At 56.9% G+C, this 16,494-nt stretch carries 20 protein-coding genes; 9 read left to right on the top strand and 11 right to left on the bottom strand.

Annotation, left to right across the window (positions count from 1 at the left end):
• The first annotated feature begins 60 nt into the window (after positions 1-60).
• The 4 genes from ACR0LW_RS10655 to aat all read left to right on the top strand — a co-directional run bounded on the left by ACR0LW_RS10655 (position 61) and on the right by aat (position 3,285).
• Positions 61-597, top strand: a complete 537-nt coding sequence (locus ACR0LW_RS10655; protein WP_170454086.1) for a LuxR C-terminal-related transcriptional regulator — start codon at positions 61-63, stop codon at positions 595-597.
• A gap of 150 nt (positions 598-747) precedes the next feature.
• Complete coding sequence (accB, locus tag ACR0LW_RS10650) at positions 748-1,245, top strand: acetyl-CoA carboxylase biotin carboxyl carrier protein (protein ID WP_480882621.1); 498 nt, start codon at positions 748-750, stop codon at positions 1,243-1,245.
• A 9-nt stretch (positions 1,246-1,254) separates the two neighbouring features.
• The gene (gene accC / locus ACR0LW_RS10645) at positions 1,255-2,604 is read left to right on the top strand and encodes an acetyl-CoA carboxylase biotin carboxylase subunit (RefSeq protein ID WP_480882620.1); all 1,350 of its coding nucleotides are present in this window, start codon (positions 1,255-1,257) and stop codon (positions 2,602-2,604) included.
• Positions 2,605-2,652: 48 nt separating this feature from the next.
• Positions 2,653-3,285, top strand: coding sequence for a leucyl/phenylalanyl-tRNA--protein transferase (gene aat, locus ACR0LW_RS10640; protein WP_480882619.1), 633 nt, complete (start codon positions 2,653-2,655; stop codon positions 3,283-3,285).
• On the opposite strand, the gene ACR0LW_RS10635 is transcribed toward aat, so the two are convergent.
• The 6 genes from ACR0LW_RS10635 to ACR0LW_RS10610 form a co-directional block, all read right to left on the bottom strand.
• On the bottom strand, positions 3,240-3,608 hold the full coding sequence (locus ACR0LW_RS10635; protein ID WP_480882618.1) for a DUF2155 domain-containing protein: 369 nt from the start codon (positions 3,606-3,608) through the stop codon (positions 3,240-3,242). The two genes, aat and ACR0LW_RS10635, sit on opposite strands and share 46 nt — an antisense overlap.
• Positions 3,605-4,057, bottom strand: coding sequence for an outer membrane lipid asymmetry maintenance protein MlaD (gene mlaD, locus ACR0LW_RS10630; protein ID WP_170454095.1), 453 nt, complete (start codon positions 4,055-4,057; stop codon positions 3,605-3,607). The genes ACR0LW_RS10635 and mlaD overlap by 4 nt, the downstream gene beginning before the upstream one ends.
• Positions 4,058-4,069: 12 nt before the next feature.
• Positions 4,070-4,453 (bottom strand): NADH:ubiquinone oxidoreductase subunit NDUFA12, encoded by a 384-nt coding sequence (locus tag ACR0LW_RS10625; protein WP_170454097.1) that lies wholly within the window; start codon positions 4,451-4,453, stop codon positions 4,070-4,072.
• Between the two features lie 78 nt (positions 4,454-4,531).
• Positions 4,532-4,894 (bottom strand): RidA family protein, encoded by a 363-nt coding sequence (locus ACR0LW_RS10620; protein WP_170454567.1) that lies wholly within the window; start codon positions 4,892-4,894, stop codon positions 4,532-4,534.
• Between the two features lie 186 nt (positions 4,895-5,080).
• Positions 5,081-6,349 (bottom strand): ATP-dependent Clp protease ATP-binding subunit ClpX, encoded by a 1,269-nt coding sequence (clpX, locus tag ACR0LW_RS10615; RefSeq protein WP_170454099.1) that lies wholly within the window; start codon positions 6,347-6,349, stop codon positions 5,081-5,083.
• A 135-nt stretch (positions 6,350-6,484) separates the two neighbouring features.
• Positions 6,485-7,117, bottom strand: a complete 633-nt coding sequence (locus ACR0LW_RS10610) for an ATP-dependent Clp protease proteolytic subunit (RefSeq protein ID WP_170454101.1) — start codon at positions 7,115-7,117, stop codon at positions 6,485-6,487.
• A gap of 348 nt (positions 7,118-7,465) precedes the next feature.
• Between ACR0LW_RS10610 and ACR0LW_RS10605 the strand changes: the two genes are divergently transcribed.
• Together ACR0LW_RS10605 and ACR0LW_RS10600 are read left to right on the top strand one after the other, a co-directional pair.
• Positions 7,466-7,807, top strand: coding sequence for a metalloregulator ArsR/SmtB family transcription factor (locus ACR0LW_RS10605; RefSeq protein ID WP_170623662.1), 342 nt, complete (start codon positions 7,466-7,468; stop codon positions 7,805-7,807).
• Positions 7,808-7,868: 61 nt separating this feature from the next.
• A complete protein-coding gene (locus ACR0LW_RS10600; RefSeq protein WP_170454105.1) occupies positions 7,869-8,006 on the top strand; it encodes an entericidin A/B family lipoprotein in 138 nt (45 codons plus the stop codon).
• A 908-nt stretch (positions 8,007-8,914) separates the two neighbouring features.
• On the opposite strand, the gene ACR0LW_RS10595 is transcribed toward ACR0LW_RS10600, so the two are convergent.
• The 4 genes from ACR0LW_RS10595 to lepA form a co-directional block, all read right to left on the bottom strand.
• Entirely contained in the window at positions 8,915-9,364 is a 450-nt protein-coding gene (locus ACR0LW_RS10595; RefSeq protein WP_480882617.1) for a hypothetical protein, read from the bottom strand.
• Positions 9,365-9,493: 129 nt separating this feature from the next.
• The gene (locus ACR0LW_RS10590) at positions 9,494-9,814 is read right to left on the bottom strand and encodes a hypothetical protein (protein ID WP_480882616.1); all 321 of its coding nucleotides are present in this window, start codon (positions 9,812-9,814) and stop codon (positions 9,494-9,496) included.
• Positions 9,815-10,277: 463 nt separating this feature from the next.
• Complete coding sequence (locus ACR0LW_RS10585) at positions 10,278-11,537, bottom strand: hypothetical protein (RefSeq protein ID WP_480882615.1); 1,260 nt, start codon at positions 11,535-11,537, stop codon at positions 10,278-10,280.
• A 3-nt stretch (positions 11,538-11,540) separates the two neighbouring features.
• Positions 11,541-13,340 (bottom strand): translation elongation factor 4, encoded by a 1,800-nt coding sequence (gene lepA, locus ACR0LW_RS10580; RefSeq protein ID WP_480882614.1) that lies wholly within the window; start codon positions 13,338-13,340, stop codon positions 11,541-11,543.
• An 87-nt stretch (positions 13,341-13,427) separates the two neighbouring features.
• Between lepA and ACR0LW_RS10575 the strand changes: the two genes are divergently transcribed.
• The 3 genes from ACR0LW_RS10575 (at position 13,428) to ACR0LW_RS10565 (ending at position 16,048) form a co-directional block, all read left to right on the top strand.
• Positions 13,428-14,558: a hypothetical protein gene (locus ACR0LW_RS10575; RefSeq protein WP_480580378.1), complete on the top strand. Its 1,131-nt coding sequence runs from the start codon at positions 13,428-13,430 to the stop codon at positions 14,556-14,558.
• Positions 14,559-14,721: 163 nt separating this feature from the next.
• Positions 14,722-15,030: a hypothetical protein gene (locus tag ACR0LW_RS10570; protein WP_170632997.1), complete on the top strand. Its 309-nt coding sequence runs from the start codon at positions 14,722-14,724 to the stop codon at positions 15,028-15,030.
• 64 nt (positions 15,031-15,094) lie between these two features.
• On the top strand, positions 15,095-16,048 hold the full coding sequence (locus ACR0LW_RS10565) for a LysR family transcriptional regulator (protein WP_480882613.1): 954 nt from the start codon (positions 15,095-15,097) through the stop codon (positions 16,046-16,048).
• On the opposite strand, the gene ACR0LW_RS10560 is transcribed toward ACR0LW_RS10565, so the two are convergent.
• Positions 16,045-16,488, bottom strand: a complete 444-nt coding sequence (locus ACR0LW_RS10560; protein WP_480882612.1) for a low molecular weight protein-tyrosine-phosphatase — start codon at positions 16,486-16,488, stop codon at positions 16,045-16,047. The two genes, ACR0LW_RS10565 and ACR0LW_RS10560, sit on opposite strands and share 4 nt — an antisense overlap.
• Between the last annotated feature and the right edge of the window lie 6 nt (positions 16,489-16,494).

The raw sequence follows: 16,494 nt of genomic DNA, 5'->3' as shown, positions 1-16,494 counted from the left end.
ATATCCGGCGACTGCGCAAGGCCCCTTCTAATCCGCCTCAATTCCCGGCACGATAAGACCATGAGCGACCCCGCATTCGAATACGCCCCCATCGGTCTGGTTGAACTGGAAAACCGGATCATCCGGCGGTGCAATCTGCAATTCGCACGCACCTTCGGGGGCGAGGAAGTCGATTATCGCAACATGCCGCTTTTGCATCTGTACCCTTCGGTCGCTGATTGGGAACGGATCGGGGAACGCAGCCTGCAGGTGATGCGCAGCACCGGCTATTACACCGACGAACGGGTGATGCGGCGGCGCGATGGCGATCTGTTCTGGTGCCGGGCGCGTGGCCGGTCGCTGACACCAGACGACCCGTTTCGCCACGGCATCTGGAGCTTCTCCGATATTTCCGAAGAACGTCCCCTTGTCGAGTTGACCGTGCGCGAACGCGAGGTCGCAATCCTGTCCTGCCGGGGTCTTTCGGCAAAAGAAATCGGCATGGAACTGGGGCTGAGCTACCGCACGATCGAGGCCTATCGCGCCCGCCTGCTTGAAAAATTCGGGGCGCGTAAACTGCCGGAACTGGTGGCGAAACTGTCAGGCATGCCCCTGTGACGCGAAACTGCCTGTGCAGCAGGGGCAAAAGGTTCGTTTTCTCCTGTCAGACTGCGCTTTTCATGACCGGTCGCTTGGCTTATAACGCTGCGTAATCATACCAAAGCCCGCGCGAACAGACGGGCCAAAGGGGAACCGTCGAGGACACTCATGACAGATACCAAACACGAAGCGGATGTGGCGTTCATCAAGGCACTGGCCGAATTGCTGCGCGAAAACGACCTGACCGAACTGGAAGTCATGCGCGAATATGGCGACGACGACAGCCTGAATGTCCGCGTCAGCCGTGCAGCTCAGGCGGTTGCCGCCCCGGTGCAGGTTGCCGTTCCTGCGGCTGCACCTGCCGCACCCGTTGCCGCAGCAGCCCCGGCCGCCGCCGAAGCCCCCGCCGCACAGGAAGATCCGGCCAGCCACCCCGGCGCTGTGACGTCACCCATGGTCGGCACGGTCTATATGCAGCCCGAACCTGGTGCGCCTGCCTTTATCTCGGTCGGTGCGTCCGTGTCCGAAGGCGACACGCTGCTGATCGTCGAGGCGATGAAAACCATGAACCACATTCACGCGCCCAAATCGGGCACCATCAAGCGTGTTCTGGTCGGCGATGGCGATGCTGTGGAATTCGGCACCCCTCTGGTCATCATCGAGTAAGGCGGGCCCATGTTCGACAAGATCCTGATTGCCAACCGAGGCGAGATCGCCCTGCGCGTCATCCGCGCCGCGCGCGAGATGGGGATTAAGACGGTCGCCGTGCACTCCACCGCCGACAGCGACGCGATGCATGTGCGCATGGCAGACGAATCGGTGTGCATCGGTCTTCCGCCCAGCCCGCAAAGCTATCTGTCGGTGCCTGCGATCATCTCGGCCTGTGAGATTACCGGCGCGCAGGCGATCCATCCCGGCTATGGCTTCCTGTCCGAGAATGCCGAGTTCGTGCAGATCGTCGAAGACCACGGCATCACCTTCATCGGCCCCACCGCTGAACATATCCGCGTCATGGGCGACAAGATCACCGCCAAGGACACGATGAAGGAACTGGGTGTGCCTTGTGTTCCTGGCTCGGACGGTGGCGTTCCCACGCTGGAAGACGCCAAACGCATCGGTGAGGAATTCGGCTATCCCGTCATCATCAAGGCCACCGCCGGTGGCGGCGGCCGCGGCATGAAAGTCGCGATGAACGCTGCCGAGATGGAAAGCGCCTTCATGACCGCCCGGGCCGAAGGCAAAGCCGCCTTTGGCAATGACGAGGTCTATATCGAGAAATACCTGACCACGCCGCGCCATATCGAGATTCAGGTCTTCGGCGACGGCAAAGGCAACGCCGTCCATCTGGGCGAGCGTGACTGTTCCCTGCAACGCCGCCACCAGAAGGTGTTCGAAGAGGCCCCCGGCCCCTGCATCACCCCCGAAGAACGCGCCAGGATCGGTAAGATCTGCGCCGACGCGGTGGCCAAGATCAACTATATCGGCGCAGGCACCATCGAGTTCCTGTACGAAAATGGCGAGTTCTATTTCATCGAGATGAACACCCGCCTGCAGGTGGAACACCCGGTGACCGAGGGCATCTTTGGCGTCGATCTGGTGCGCGAGCAAATCCTTGTCGCGGCAGGTGAGCCGATGTCCTTCGGTCAGGACGATCTGGAAATCAATGGCCACGCCATCGAGGTTCGGATCAACGCCGAAAAGCTGCCCAACTTCTCGCCCTGCCCCGGCAAGATCACCGCGTATCACGCGCCGGGTGGTTTGGGCGTACGGATGGATTCGGCGCTGTATGATGGCTATTCGATCCCGCCGTACTATGACTCGCTGATCGCCAAGCTGATCGTTCAGGGCCGCGACCGGGCCGAGGCTCTGGCCCGTCTGGACCGCGCTTTGGGAGAGTTGATCGTAGACGGCATCGACACCACCGTGCCGCTGTTTCACGCGCTGTTGCAGGAACCCGACCTGCATAGCGGCGACTATAACATCCACTGGCTGGAGCACTGGCTTGCGGAGAATATGGGCGAATAAAGTCGCAAGGCCGGATGGGTCCACCCTTCCGGCCTTCGGGCATATCCGATGAGCCTGACCCCCGAACTTCTGCTGCATGGATATTCCATCGGCATTTTCCCGATGGCCGAACATCGGGATGACCCGGACCTGTTCTGGGTCGACCCGAAACTGCGGGGCGTGTTCCCGCTGGACGGTTTTCACATCTCACGCAGTCTGGCCCGGCGTATCCGTAATTGCGGTTTCGACGTCAGTATCAACCGGGATTTTGCCGGAGTCGTCGACGGCTGCGCCGACAGGGCCGACACCTGGATCAACGCCGAACTGCGAGATCTCTATAGCCAGCTGCATCAGGCCGGCCATGCGCATTCGCTTGAAATCTGGGACCATGACCAATTGGTCGGGGGCGTTTACGGGGTTGTTCTGGGCGCAGCTTTCTTTGGGGAAAGCATGTTTTCGCGCCGCACCGATGCCTCAAAAATCGCCCTGGCCTATTTGGTCGATCGGCTTCGCCAAACCGGGTTTCAACTGTTCGATACCCAGTTTCTGACGGCCCACCTTGCCTCACTCGGGGCAATCGAAATACCGCGCGGCCGCTACAGGAAAGCACTGGAAGAGGCTATCAGAGCCAGCGCGGATTTTTCGGCCCCGATAACTCAGTCGGCCGGGGGTGTGATACAGCGGATCACCCAGACGTCGTAGCGCGCGTGATCCAATGCGTTCAGCGCGGGCGACGTGGCGATCATCCAACCATCAAACAGCTGATCGGCTTTGCCGGTTTCCCAGATCGTCAGATAGGCAAAGGCATCACCCGTCGGGTTGTCCGCCGGAAAGCGGCAATCGCCAAGTGCGACGTCCAGACCAAACACCGGCTGAGTCTCGCCGCTTTGCATTTCGACATCGACCGTCTGACCGCTGACCTTGTCCAGGCCGCGCAGCATCGCCCCGGGCCCGGATTCAACCTTCTGCTGTGCCGCCGCGCCCGTCGCGCAGAGCAGCAGAGCGGTCAGCGCCAGCCCCCTCATTCGCCGCCGTCTCCGGCAACGAATTTGACCAGCAACGAGATCAGGCTGACCGCGCCCTGTGTGTCCTCGATCTCGTCCCCTGGCTCAAAAAAGAACGGAGAGCCGCCAGGCATCACCTCGACAAAGTTGCCACCCAGCAACCCCTCGGACGAAATCACAATGGCGCTGTCATCGGGCACCAGAATGCCGTCAGAAATCGTGAAGGTCGTATCCGCACGGTACGTGTCCGCGTTTAGCTCAACCCCGGTTACGGTGCCGATCTTGACGCCAGCCAGACGGACATCGGTGCCAACACCAACCCCTTCGAGCGAGCGGAAGGACGCGCCCAGCTCGTAACCAGTGCCGCCTTGCGACAGGCCGGTCGATTGGCTGGCATAAACGCCAAATGCAACGGCAACGGCCAATACGGCGCCACCGACAAAAACTTCGGTCCAATTATGGGTCGACATTGCTCGCCTCTGTTATTCGGGGCTCCAGGCCTCGTAGTCTTTGCGCTCGACCGGATCAGGCCTGCGCAACGATCCTGCCGGAGTGTATGCCAATGCAGTGCCCGTCAGGTTTTCCTGATGCGGTTTTTCCCACGATTTGTGGGGCAGCGGCTTGTCGGTCGGCGGCTCATCCCAAGTCCGGTGCAACCAACCGTGCCAGTCCGGATCAACCCGGCTGGCCTCTGCCTCACCGTTGAAGATCACCCAGCGTTTGCTGTCATCCGCATTGCGGTAAAACACGTTGCCTTCATTGTCTTCACCAACTTTGACACCCTTGCGCGCTGTATAAAGTTTCGTGTTCAGGGTCGCCCCGTTCCACCAAGTCACAGCCTGCAAAAGAGTGTTCAGAAGTCCCATAGGTGATCTCCGGCGTGTTCGTCAGGCAAGATATGACCGAAAGGCGGGCAAAGGTCCAGTACCACCCGCGTGACTGCGTCACTCGGGCAAGAATGCCGTCACTTCGATTTCAATACGGTATTTCGGATCGATCAGACCACACTCGATCATCGTCGCCGCCGGAGGGTTTGCGCCAAAGGTTTCGGCCAGAATGGGCCAGCAAGGTTCAAATTCATGACGATCCGGCAACATGTAGGTGACGCGAACAACGTCTGAGAATTCCGCTCCGGCCTCTGCCAGTGCTTTTTCTATGATGGACAACGCAGACCGGCATTGTGAGACAACGTCATCTCCCTGCCCGACGGTCCCGGCAACATGTACCCAACCACCTGCAACCACGGCGCGGCAATACCCGGCCTTGGCTTCGAATTCGCCACCTGAAGAAATACGTTTCACTGCGATCCACCGTACCGAGAACTTAAAAGGACTCCACCACGCAAACCGGATTCATTGCGAGGCTCTGCCTCGCGCTCCGAGATATTTTTAGCCAGATGAAGAAAGGATCCGCACTTCTTCTGTTTCAAAATACCTCGGGGGAATCGTGGCTTGCCACGATGGGGGCAGAGCCCCCTTGAACCGTCGCTTGGGTTAACCTGCGGATGCAGATTCCGGTGCTGCATCTGCGTAAATGATCAGGGGCTGCGCGTCCGAACTGACCGCCTCTTCATTGACGACAACTTCGGTCACGTTCTTCATGCCCGGCAGCTCGAACATCGTATCCAGAAGAATATCCTCAAGGATCGACCGCAGTCCCCGCGCGCCCGTTTTGCGTTCGATCGCTTTCTTGGCAATCGCCTTCAGCGCATCGTCCGTAAAGCCAAGCTCGGCATCTTCCAGTTCGAACAGGCGCTGGTACTGCTTGACCAGAGCGTTCTTGGGCTTGGTCAGGATGGTGACCAGAGCATCTTCGTCCAGATCTTCCAGCGTCGCCAATACCGGCAGACGGCCAACAAATTCCGGGATCAGACCAAATTTCAGCAGATCTTCAGGCTCGAGATCCTTGAAAATCTCACCCACGCCTCGGTCATCATTGTCACGCACATCGGCACCAAAGCCCATGGCCGAACCCTTGCCACGTTGCGCAATGATCTTGTCGAGCCCCGCAAAGGCCCCGCCACAGATGAACAGGATGTTTGTGGTGTCCACCTGCAGGAACTCCTGCTGCGGGTGCTTGCGCCCCCCTTGCGGCGGAACGCTGGCCACGGTGCCTTCCATCAGCTTCAACAGCGCCTGTTGAACACCTTCGCCGGAGACGTCGCGCGTGATCGAGGGGTTCTCGGACTTGCGGGTAATCTTGTCGACCTCGTCGATATAGACGATACCGCGCTGCGCGCGCTCGACATTGTATTCGCTGGCCTGGAGCAGTTTCAGGATGATGTTCTCGACATCTTCACCCACGTAACCGGCTTCGGTCAGCGTGGTTGCGTCCGCCATGGTAAACGGTACATCCAGAATACGCGCCAGAGTCTGTGCCAGAAGCGTCTTACCGCAGCCCGTCGGGCCGATCAGCAGGATATTGGACTTGGCGAGTTCAATATCGCTGCCCGCTTTCTGGGCGTGGTTCAGACGTTTGTAGTGGTTGTGCACCGCCACGGACAGCACGCGCTTGGCGGTGGCCTGACCGATCACGTAATCGTCCAAAACCTCGCAGATATCCTTGGGCGTCGGCACACCATCGGATGACTTCAGCCCGCTGGCTTTGGTCTCTTCGCGGATGATATCCATGCACAGCTCGACACATTCATCACAGATGAAAACGGTCGGTCCTGCGATCAGCTTGCGCACCTCATGCTGGCTTTTCCCACAAAAGCTACAGTAGAGCGTGTTTTTGCCGTCACCGCCTGAATTCGTCGCCATGATCTACCTTTCGGGCTTCGTCCCTGCGCCCCTGTCTGCCGGGGCGCCCTTGCGCATGTTCGTGCAGCTTAGGCCAGCACTGTGGCGGCTACAATCTCAAAATGACCCCTGCGCGATGGGCGCGGGGTCCGTCTCTTAGGCCTCTTCCGTGTCCATCTTGGCACGGTTTTCAACGATCTCGTCGATGTGGCCCCATTCTTTCGCCTCTTCCGGGCTCATGAAATTGTCACGATCCAGCGCCTTTTCAACCGCCTTTTTGGTTTGGCCGGTATGACGCACGTAAATGTCATACAGACGATCCTTCAGCTTTTGCGTCTCGGCCGCGTGGATCATGATATCGCTGGCCTGGCCCTGATAACCACCGCTGGGCTGATGCACCATGATCCGGCTGTTGGGCAGCGAGAACCGCATCCCCTTCTCACCACCGGCCAGCAGAACCGACCCCATCGAGGCCGCCTGACCGATCACCAGCGTCGAACATTTCGGCTTGATGTACTGCATTGTGTCGTAAATCGACAAACCGCTGGTCACCACACCACCCGGCGAATTGATGTAGATCGAGATTTCCTTGTTGGGGTTTTCCGCCTCAAGATGCAGCAGCTGGGCCACGACCAGATGGCTCATCCCGTCATGGATCGGACCGTTGATAAAGATGATCCGCTCCTTCAGCAGACGCGAGAAGATGTCATATGCGCGCTCGCCGCGGCTGGTCTGTTCGACCACCATGGGGACAAGCGTATTCATGTAGGTGTCTACTGGATCGAACATTCGTAACCTGCCTGATTTGCTATGGTTAGGGAGACTATCCCAACAAGTATTACCCGAGTCTTAGTGTCGCCACTGGGGGGCTGCAAGGGGGGCCGCAAACATCGGCCCCCGATTGTGGAATTGTTGGTGGGTTGCGACGGTCGACATGCCTGAAACCGACCTGTTCCGCGAATGCCCCTGGATCATAAAGGACAAGGGTTACGATAAATTCCCCTTACATTCATCACGACATTTTGATTCATGCATATAGGAAAATACGTCCAAACTACGTAACGGAGTGTTTCGCGAGCAAAGCACTTATGGAATGAAAACAACGCCCGCTCATCGGGCCTGCAAGGAATAGAAGTGATGGCCCTTCCCCAGCTATCTTCGGACATGACTCGAGATGATTTAGACCGAATGGTCGACAATGCGACCCGCGCCTCAAACTTTCTGAAGGCGATCAGCCACGAAGGTCGGTTGATGATCCTGTGTCATCTTGTGTCCGGCGAAAAATCTGTAACCGAACTGGAAGAGTTGCTGTCCGCCCGTCAGGCCGCCGTCTCGCAACAATTGTCCCGGCTGCGGCTGGAAGGTCTGGTCTTGCCGCGACGTGAGGGCAAAGCCATTTACTATCGGCTTGCGGATGATCGCCCCCGCAAGATGCTGGAAACCGTCTACGAACTGTTTTGTCAGGACGACGCAGCCTAACGCTGGCCCGCCGGTGGAAAAGGTGCTACCGAACACAGGATCGAGCACTAAGGAGACAAGCATGATCCGCGCAATTCTGATTGGCCTGAGCCTGTTTGCACTGACCGCCTGCGAAACCGCCAAAGGCGCTGGTAAAGACATTGAAAAGGCCGGAGACGCGATCCAGAACGCCGCGACCGACGTTCAGGAAAGCATCTGACACGCCCAGCATATTGCGGGGTCGCGTGGAATTGCATCAACATATTGTTGAAAACCTGATCCGAAGGCGCTAATCTGACAAGCACAGGTGCATAGACGCGGCATTGCATTTCTGACGTTAAGACGGGGTTCTTTCGTTCGCGCGAAAGAACCCCGTTGCCATTTTCGGGGGTCGTAAGTGGTAGCCTGTATGGAACCCTGTTCTGGAATAGGAAAAGGCGTCAGGTGCGCAGACGCGGTCTTTGCATGCATCCTTTCGGACACTCCTGACGCCTTACCGGTCCGACTTGCCCCGAGGGGTGCGTCGATCCAGTTGCCTCAGCCCCTTGCGAAACTGTGGCTGCCGCTTTGAACCCGAAGGCCTCCGCAGCGCGCCTGAACCGTTTCAAACGCTGACCTCTCACCACTGGGCGGACACCCAACACTGACCGATCACCGCTTGGCAAACCTTTGCAAACTAAGCCAAATCCTAAGACTTGCTCAACTTGCTCCGGCCACCTTGGCCCTTGCGCCCCGCCGCCCTATCCGAAGAAGTGCTGCGGTAATAAGACTGTTACATTGCGCCCTTTATCCGGCAAGAAAATAGCACTGCAGCATGGAAATTAGACGGGGATAACCTGTTGATATCTGGCTGGAGGGCGATGTGGATAAATCGAGAAGTTTTGCAACCGCGCAGGCTTGGTGCCGGAAAAGTCGAAACACCGGGCACAGGTCCAAAAATCACCCGATGCTGCACGTGCAAACTTGAAAACAGACGGTCACGCAGCCGAATCCACTCCCAAACCGCCCCGAATCGAACGACTCGGGGCTGTTGATCTGAGAAGCGTTCCGACCTGACCTTAGCTACCTATTACAGGCCGCCGGAATGGACGGCAGGTACCCCCTACATGCGATCAGGCCGGAAACGCTTCAGTTCACCTGTCGTTCCAGAACGGTGCTGTAGGTCGTTCCGGTCCGCAGGCTACGGAAATCCGCATAGATCCTGCCATCCTCATAGCGCGCATCGATCAGCGCGTTCACTCCGACGGCTGGCTCGGCCGAGCTTTCGACGATCCCGATCTTGCCCGAGCCGTCCTGACTGATCGAACCGGTCGCCTCATAAAGCGTCCAGTCATCCATCGCATTGCGCCGCCACATGCTGGGGCCCCAGAACACGTTGTCCTGCTGCGTCTGGATCTCCAGCACCCATTCCGACTGGTTGAACCGAGGCGCATCGCCTGTGGCCGCGTTTGACGGCGACACCGTCGTCTGGCTGGCCGACCAGGTGCCGCGCAGATCGGGCGTTGTGTCGGCAGCCGCGCTGCCAAGGGCGAGGGTCGAGGCCAAAGCAGCCGCTCCGGCAGTCATATATCTGGTCATGGTCTCTCCTCCGTAAAATCGTGGCCGTCACTGGCCTTGTCGAACAGATTGGGAGGGGGAGAGGCGGTTACAACTTACCTAAAGGAAACTTAACGGCAGGCTCAGCTTGGCGTTAGATGACGCGCGCCCTCAGGCCCAGGCCAACGCGGTGCCGAGGATGACAAGGCTGATGCCAAACACCTCACGATACGAGAAATTCTCGCCGAACAGGAAATATGAGGCGACGGCGATCAGGATGACCTCAGCCCCCAGAATGCCGGTGTAGATGATACCCAACCGCTCCTCGCGCAGCGCGGCGAGTTCCAGCGTCGCGCCCGCCAATAACGTGGCGACGATCAACAGGCCGAGGCCGACACCGGGGATTTTCCACCAGAACTTCATCGCGATCATGGCGACGGAATAGAGGCCAGCCGATCCAAGCGCGATGAGGGGGATTATAGTTGTCGACATTGGAGCCTCCTGCCGAGAGTTTCCGATGAGTCAACAGTATCAGATTGTAGAGTTGATAGATGTGAATTGGGTCACAATGAAGATTGCCCCCTCACCCTCGTAGGGCGGGCTTCAGCCCGCCAATGGAACCGCCAGAGACCCGACAGCCGGTTAGGTCACAGCAAATGGCGGGCTGAAGCCCGCCCTACCGCTGCAAGCGAGACTTCCTGATCAGATGCAATCCGATTGGGATGCCCGTGTAACACACCCAAAAGAAGAACAAGACACTGCGGAACCAAGCGTGCTCTCAGGGGGAAAGGTCGCAATCCAGTTTAAGAAATGATCCAATAGGACATAAGAAAATAAAGTCAACGAGATGGTCCTGACAGGCCAGCGTTCCAAAATTCGTCGAAAACTCATCATCGTTGCACCAAACTAGTTTCGCTACCCGGCATCAGAATTTCGATTTAATCGACAGAACTTCTTAATCGAAATGAGGCCTCGCAATGTCTTTGTTTTCCTCCACATCTCCATCGTCGCTTTTCTTTAAAACATACCTGATAGCAATTCTCAGTTTAGGGTGGCAAAAACGAAATCTGTTTGTACTTTCGTCTCGTTTTAGAATTGGGCCCTCATCTTGGCAGAGGCCTTTCAGGATTTGATCAATCCCTAGCTGAGAGACGTTTGTGTTGTGAGGGAACTCTTCTCTTACGAACAAGTCTATTTCTGAAACTGAGAACTCGTCCCTTGCTTTCTTCGCTATGCAGTAAAGGACTTGGTTTCGTCTTTGTACCCTAGTGTCTTTTTTGTTCAATCGAGCGCGGACAATAGGAGCGTACCCAGCCAAAGCTGAAGAACCCCAGTCGATAATTGCACGGGACGCATCAACCCAATCTGCAACCCAGTCATTCGATTCCGCCTCGAAAGCAACATTGAAACCAATTTCGTGTAGTTGTTGGGCATTCCTACCTGAATAGTACATGCACCCGTGAATTACATCCGTCTCGTCGTCTCCAAAATCGATTGACAACAAGTCAAGAAACCCAGTCCTAAGCACTTCCTCAGCCTCAAAAGGAGAGAGCCTCTTAACTTCAGGCAATTCATGAACGCGATTGGCAATCGTTTCGATGTAATTGCTTCCGCTCAAGATATTCCTTATGTCTGAGACAACTCCAACAAAAAGAAATCTAACACCTGAAGCTGCAAACCTAGGGTTGTCAAGTCGCAAGATATAACTTGCTAGTGCACTCAATATGTCTTTTTCATCCGCAACAGATTCCAAGTTGTCAAATACAATAAACTTGCTTCCGCCGCTCATCTTACTAATCTCATCAATCAGCTTTTCGAAAGGCGGCTTGTCAGCGAATGTATACTGAGTTTCGTTTTCTTTTTTTACTTCTAGACCAGCTTTCACGCCGCCTGAAGACTTGTTCTTTTTCGCTTCTGGAGCCCACCCATACGGCTGGCTCAAAGCGGCTCTAAATGCATGGTCTATACCGTCAGTTTTCGCGATCGACAAATCAACGATTACATATGGGCACTTTTTCTCTTTCAGGACTTTCTGATAGAGCCAAGTTTTGCCGTTCCCACTGTCCCCGAATACCGCAATGTGTTGTGTGCCTCGGATCGCGCGGTCAAATCGCCTTTCCAAGTCTCTTCGCTCAACATAGATTTTCTCATTCAGAGGCTTACGGGGTGTAAAAACCGTTTCCAGCTTCGGTCGAGTAAATCTTAGCAGGGACATATTCTAACTATCCATCTTAAGAGCGCTAATAAATGCCTCCTGCGGGATATCAACCTTCCCGAACTGACGCATCTTTTTCTTACCGGCCTTCTGCTTGTCCAGCAGTTTGCGCTTCCGCGTCGCATCCCCGCCGTAGCACTTAGCGGTCACGTCCTTGCGCAGGGCCGAGAGGGTCTCGCGGGCGATGACCTTGCCGCCGATGGCGGCCTGGATCGGGATTTTGAACATGTGGCGCGGGATCAAGTCTTTCAGCTTTTCGCACATCGCCCGGCCCCGCATCTCGGCCCGGTCGCGGTGAACCATGGTCGACAGCGCGTCAACCGGTTCGTCATTCACCAGAACCGACATCTTGACCAGATTATCCTCGGTATAGCCGGTCATCTGGTAGTCAAAGCTGGCGTAACCTTTTGTTACGGATTTCAGGCGATCATAGAAATCAAACACCACTTCGTTGAGGGGAAGGTCATAGACAACCATCGCGCGTGAGCCCGCATAGGTCAGGTCCAGTTGAATGCCGCGGCGGTCCTGACACAGTTTCAGCACGTCGCCCAGATATTCGTCCGGAACAAGAATGGTCGCCTTGATGCGCGGCTCCTCAAGGTGGTCCACCTTGGACAAGTCCGGCATGTCGGCGGGGTTGTGCAGCTCGATCATCTCACCGTCTTTCATGTAGACGTGATAGATCACCGACGGCGCGGTTGTGATGAGTTCGATATTATATTCGCGTTCGATGCGGTCGCGGATGACCTCAAGGTGCAGAAGGCCAAGGAAACCGCAGCGGAAGCCAAAGCCCAGCGCGGCCGAGGTTTCCATTTCGTACGAGAACGAGGCGTCGTTCAGCGCCAGTTTCTCAATCGCGTCGCGCAGATCTTCGAACTCGGCGCTGTCCACGGGGAAGAGGCCGCAGAACACCACCGGCTGCGCAGGTTTGAAGCCGTCCAGCGCTACTTCGGTGCCATTGCGATCATTGGTGATCGTGTCGCCGACGCGGGTGTCGCGGACCTGTTTGATGGATGCCGTCAGAAACCCGATCTCACCGGGGCCCAGCGAGTCAACCATCTCCATCTCTGGCCGGAACACGCCGACGCGGTCGACGTGATGCAGGGTGCCGTTCGACATGAACTTGACCCGCATGCCCTTTTTAAGCGTCCCGTCCATGATGCGGACCAGAACGATGACGCCGAGATAGGCGTCGTACCACGAATCCACCAGCATCGCTTTGAGCGGCGCGTCCAGATTACCCTGCGGCGCGGGCAGTTGCTGCACGATGGCCTCAAGCGTTTCGTGGATGCCCTGCCCCGTCTTGGCGGAAACCTGAATCGCGTCGGCCGCGTCGATGCCGATCACATCCTCGATCTGCTCGGCCACGCGGTCACAATCGGACGCGGGCAGGTCGATCTTGTTCAACACCGGCACGATCTCATGATCGGCATCGATGGCCTGATAGACATTCGCCAGCGTCTGCGCCTCGACCCCTTGGGTCGAGTCCACAACCAGCAGCGAGCCTTCGACCGCGCGCATGGACCGGCTGACCTCATAGGCAAAGTCCACATGGCCGGGGGTGTCGATCAGGTTCAGCACATATGCCTCGCCATTATCGGCGGTATAGTCGATGCGGACCGTGTTGGCCTTGATCGTAATGCCACGCTCGCGCTCGATATCCATGCTGTCGAGCAGCTGTTCCTTCATGTCGCGATCCTTGACCGTTCCGGTCTCTTGAATGAGCCGGTCAGCAAGGGTGGATTTGCCATGGTCGATATGCGCGACGATGGAGAAATTGCGGATATGAGCGAGGTCTGTCATGGGGTGGGGATATGTAGAGGAATCGTGGGTTGGTCAAGGTGGCACGTTTAGTGTCTGGGAACGCCAATCCTCTGCGATGAGATAGCGATGGTCGAAGTGGAAGATTTGGAGCAGCTCAGATTGGCACTTGAGCGCCACTCAATAGACAAGTGCATCGAAGTTGCACTTCGAGCGGCCTTTAGGAATTTCACCCCTCCAAACCTGAGCGGCAACATCGATGCGAGTGAGAAGAATGTTTTTCCGTACGGGCGACTATTGCTGCAGGCAGTTGTCCATTCTCGGTTTCATTGTATCGAGTCCAAAAACGCATTGAATCAAACCATAGCTCACCTAATCGCACGTGAACGTTTCATAGGGCAGTCATCAGCATATCTCGCAGCCATTGCCACGCTTAACCGTGACAGTACTAGTGCAATAGAGACTATCGAAAGCGTAGCAGTATCATTTGCGTCAGAGGCTGATCAGGAGCAATTCCTGTTTGGCCAAACTCCTAGAGATTTCTCAACTCGGCATGCTTATGATGCTGCATTTGCATTACTGTTAAACACAAGCCTTGCCGACTCGCGTATCCCAAAGGGAGATGCATTCGATCGACCACTTTGGAATGACACTGTCGATTTCAAAGTGCCTTTGGATCAGCGCATCAACTACAGCGAGTATTTTCATGGGCAGAGGTTCGCATTCTGGCGTGAGTGGCATCACGGGTTTTTAGTTGGAAAGCCGCTAGACTGGCAGCTTCAAAGAAGGATCGCATTAATCAGCGAAGATATCTGGAGCTCCGGGCTAGATGCCGTCGCCCTTGAAATCGAACAAATTCGGGCTCGCTGGGATGTTGAAACAGCCCTCAAAGGCTTAGACGACGACCCTTATTCCAGAACCTCTGCGCGCCACGGTATCGGAGGGAACAACCCGCCTGAGAGCATTCAAGATGAGCTTTTGGTTGGTTCGATTTCGTTGATCTGGGAAGCAGAGAAAGAACTCTCGACCGCCTTAGAAGATGAAAATCCTACTCGCGAGTGGATCGAGGCGATCCTAGCTAAGTTCAAATCTGGGTTGGCAAGCTTTATCAGGTGGTGTGCAGGCAAAGGCGATCTTGCGGTCGACACATTGATCAAGTGGGGTATTCCTGCGACCGGAGCGGGATATGCTGCCAAGTATCCCGAAAAAATCGAGGGGCTGATCGAAGCAATTGAACGGTGGCTGCCGTATCTATCGTAAGCGGCGCCGGGCCGAAGCCCGGCCTACGGGTGGGGTGTTTCCGACTCGTGTATTCGCTTTTCCCAACAACCCAATTGATCCGCTCCCCTGTTTGATTCATACTCCGCCGCAGACCGAGAGGGGCACAAGACCCCTCCGGGCAGGCAAAAAACGAGGCTCGAGTATGAAACAGTTCCTCTTAATCGCATTTTGTGCGACGTCGCTGACGGCATTTGCGCCGACTGTGGACGCGTCCCAGATCAAACGGGCATGTCTGGCGTCAGATCGTCAGGCGGCGACGCGGGATCGGTGCAGTTGCATTCAACGCGTGGCGGATCAGGCGTTGACGCGCAGCGATCAGAAAACCGTCTCGAAATGGTTCGAAGACCCCCATCAGGCGCAGGAATTGAAGATGTCGCGCACGGCGCGCGATGATGCGTTGTGGGATCGGTATCAGAACTTCGGCCAAATGGCGCAGGCAATCTGTAGCTAAGCGCTTCCTCTTCTTGACCTGACGCCCGCTGCCCCTCAGAAAAGGCGCAGCGAAAGGACGTTGCATGGTAATGAAAGGGTTGACCCTGCGCGGTCTCGAAGTGTTCGAGGCGTTGGCGCGGACGGGATCGGTGGCGCAAGCGGCCGAGATCACGGGGCTCAGCCAGCCCTCGGTCAGCCAGCAATTGCGCAATCTGGAAAAGGCGTTAGGCACCGATCTGGTGGATCACGGGCGGCGGCCCATGCGTCTGACGCAGGCCGGGCGCAGCTTTCTGTCGCGGGCCGAAGCGGTTCTGGCCGAGCTGCAAATGGCGCAAAGCGAGTTGACCGTGATGGATTTGGGGCATCTGACCACTCTGTCCATTGGCCTGATCGACGATTTCGACAATGACCTGACGCCACGGCTGGCCACCTTGCTGGCCGACAGCCTGACCCGGTCGAAATTCAAGCTGATCACCCTGCCCAGTCTGGACCTGTTTGCCGAGTTGGACGCGCAGCGACTGCATCTGGCGGTCTCGGCCCATAGCGGCGAATTGCTGGAAGGTGTGGTCGAATACCCCCTGGTTCAGGATCCGTTCATTCTGGTGGCCCCTAACGGCGCAGGCTCAGCGGATGCTGCCGTTCAGGAGCTGCCATTCCTGCGCTATGCGCGCGAGCAACTGATCAGCCGCCAGATCGAAAGCCATGTGGCCCGACAGCAGATGGAGTTCGAGGAACGGTTCGAGATCGGCTCGCATCTGGCGCTGATGGCCATGGTCGCGCGGGGGTTGGGCTGGGCGATCACGACACCGCTGGGCTATATGCGCGCAACGCGGTTCCATGATGATCTGCAGGCCCACCCCTGCCCGTTTGGCGCGTTTTCCCGAACAATCTCGCTGTTCACGCGGACAGACTGGTCCGATCAGGTTCCGCAAGAGGTCGCCGGGATGATGCGGCGTCTGATGCAAAGCCAGATCATCGATCCCGCCATGGCGAAACTGCCGTGGTTGAGCGGTCAGTTGAAGGTGATGGACGGCTAATCGCCCAAATGGTCCACAAGGCCGTCAACCGCGACCTCGATCAAATCCAAAACCCCGTCGAAATCCCGCGTGTAGTAAGGGTCAGGCACGTGATCCGCCCCTGTCTGCGGTGCAAAATCTGTCAGCAGCCGCACAGGGGTCTCATTGCCTAATGGACGCAGGGCTTCGATATCGGCGATGTTGTTCGCGTCCATCCCTACGATCAGATCGAACCGGTCAAAATCTTCAGCCACGAACTGGCGCGCGCGCAGATCGCTCAGATCGATGTTGCGCGTGCGGGCAGTCTCTTGCATCGGGCCGTACGGCGGGCTGCCGATATGCCAGCCCGAGGTTCCGGCACTGTCGGACATGTATTGAGGGGCACGGGCGCGAAACACGCCTTCGGCCGCAGGGGACCGGCAGATATTGCCCAGACAGACAAAGAGGATACGGTGTGTCATAACTCA

The organism is Ruegeria sp. N4 (assembly GCF_056531425.1).
Note: the sequence above shows the minus strand (reverse complement) of the source record. Positions and strands in the feature narration are given on the sequence as shown.

Bases quoted from the DNA above. Each gene is read 5' to 3' on its own strand.
- accB (WP_480882621.1), top strand. From the start codon at position 748: ATGACAGATACCAAACACGAAGCGGATGTGGCGTTCATCAAGGCACTG.
- ACR0LW_RS10585 (WP_480882615.1), bottom strand. From the start codon at position 11,537: ATGTCCCTGCTAAGATTTACTCGACCGAAGCTGGAAACGGTTTTTACA.
- aat (WP_480882619.1), top strand. From the start codon at position 2,653: ATGAGCCTGACCCCCGAACTTCTGCTGCATGGATATTCCATCGGCATT.
- ACR0LW_RS10560 (WP_480882612.1), bottom strand. From the start codon at position 16,488: ATGACACACCGTATCCTCTTTGTCTGTCTGGGCAATATCTGCCGGTCC.
- accC (WP_480882620.1), top strand. From the start codon at position 1,255: ATGTTCGACAAGATCCTGATTGCCAACCGAGGCGAGATCGCCCTGCGC.
- ACR0LW_RS10595 (WP_480882617.1), bottom strand. From the start codon at position 9,364: ATGACCAGATATATGACTGCCGGAGCGGCTGCTTTGGCCTCGACCCTC.
- lepA (WP_480882614.1), bottom strand. From the start codon at position 13,340: ATGACAGACCTCGCTCATATCCGCAATTTCTCCATCGTCGCGCATATC.
- ACR0LW_RS10625 (WP_170454097.1), bottom strand. From the start codon at position 4,453: ATGGGACTTCTGAACACTCTTTTGCAGGCTGTGACTTGGTGGAACGGG.
- ACR0LW_RS10605 (WP_170623662.1), top strand. From the start codon at position 7,466: ATGGCCCTTCCCCAGCTATCTTCGGACATGACTCGAGATGATTTAGAC.
- ACR0LW_RS10565 (WP_480882613.1), top strand. From the start codon at position 15,095: ATGGTAATGAAAGGGTTGACCCTGCGCGGTCTCGAAGTGTTCGAGGCG.
- ACR0LW_RS10655 (WP_170454086.1), top strand. From the start codon at position 61: ATGAGCGACCCCGCATTCGAATACGCCCCCATCGGTCTGGTTGAACTG.
- ACR0LW_RS10575 (WP_480580378.1), top strand. From the start codon at position 13,428: ATGGTCGAAGTGGAAGATTTGGAGCAGCTCAGATTGGCACTTGAGCGC.
- ACR0LW_RS10570 (WP_170632997.1), top strand. From the start codon at position 14,722: ATGAAACAGTTCCTCTTAATCGCATTTTGTGCGACGTCGCTGACGGCA.
- ACR0LW_RS10600 (WP_170454105.1), top strand. From the start codon at position 7,869: ATGATCCGCGCAATTCTGATTGGCCTGAGCCTGTTTGCACTGACCGCC.
- ACR0LW_RS10635 (WP_480882618.1), bottom strand. From the start codon at position 3,608: ATGAGGGGGCTGGCGCTGACCGCTCTGCTGCTCTGCGCGACGGGCGCG.
- ACR0LW_RS10610 (WP_170454101.1), bottom strand. From the start codon at position 7,117: ATGTTCGATCCAGTAGACACCTACATGAATACGCTTGTCCCCATGGTG.
- clpX (WP_170454099.1), bottom strand. From the start codon at position 6,349: ATGGCGACGAATTCAGGCGGTGACGGCAAAAACACGCTCTACTGTAGC.
- mlaD (WP_170454095.1), bottom strand. From the start codon at position 4,057: ATGTCGACCCATAATTGGACCGAAGTTTTTGTCGGTGGCGCCGTATTG.
- ACR0LW_RS10590 (WP_480882616.1), bottom strand. From the start codon at position 9,814: ATGTCGACAACTATAATCCCCCTCATCGCGCTTGGATCGGCTGGCCTC.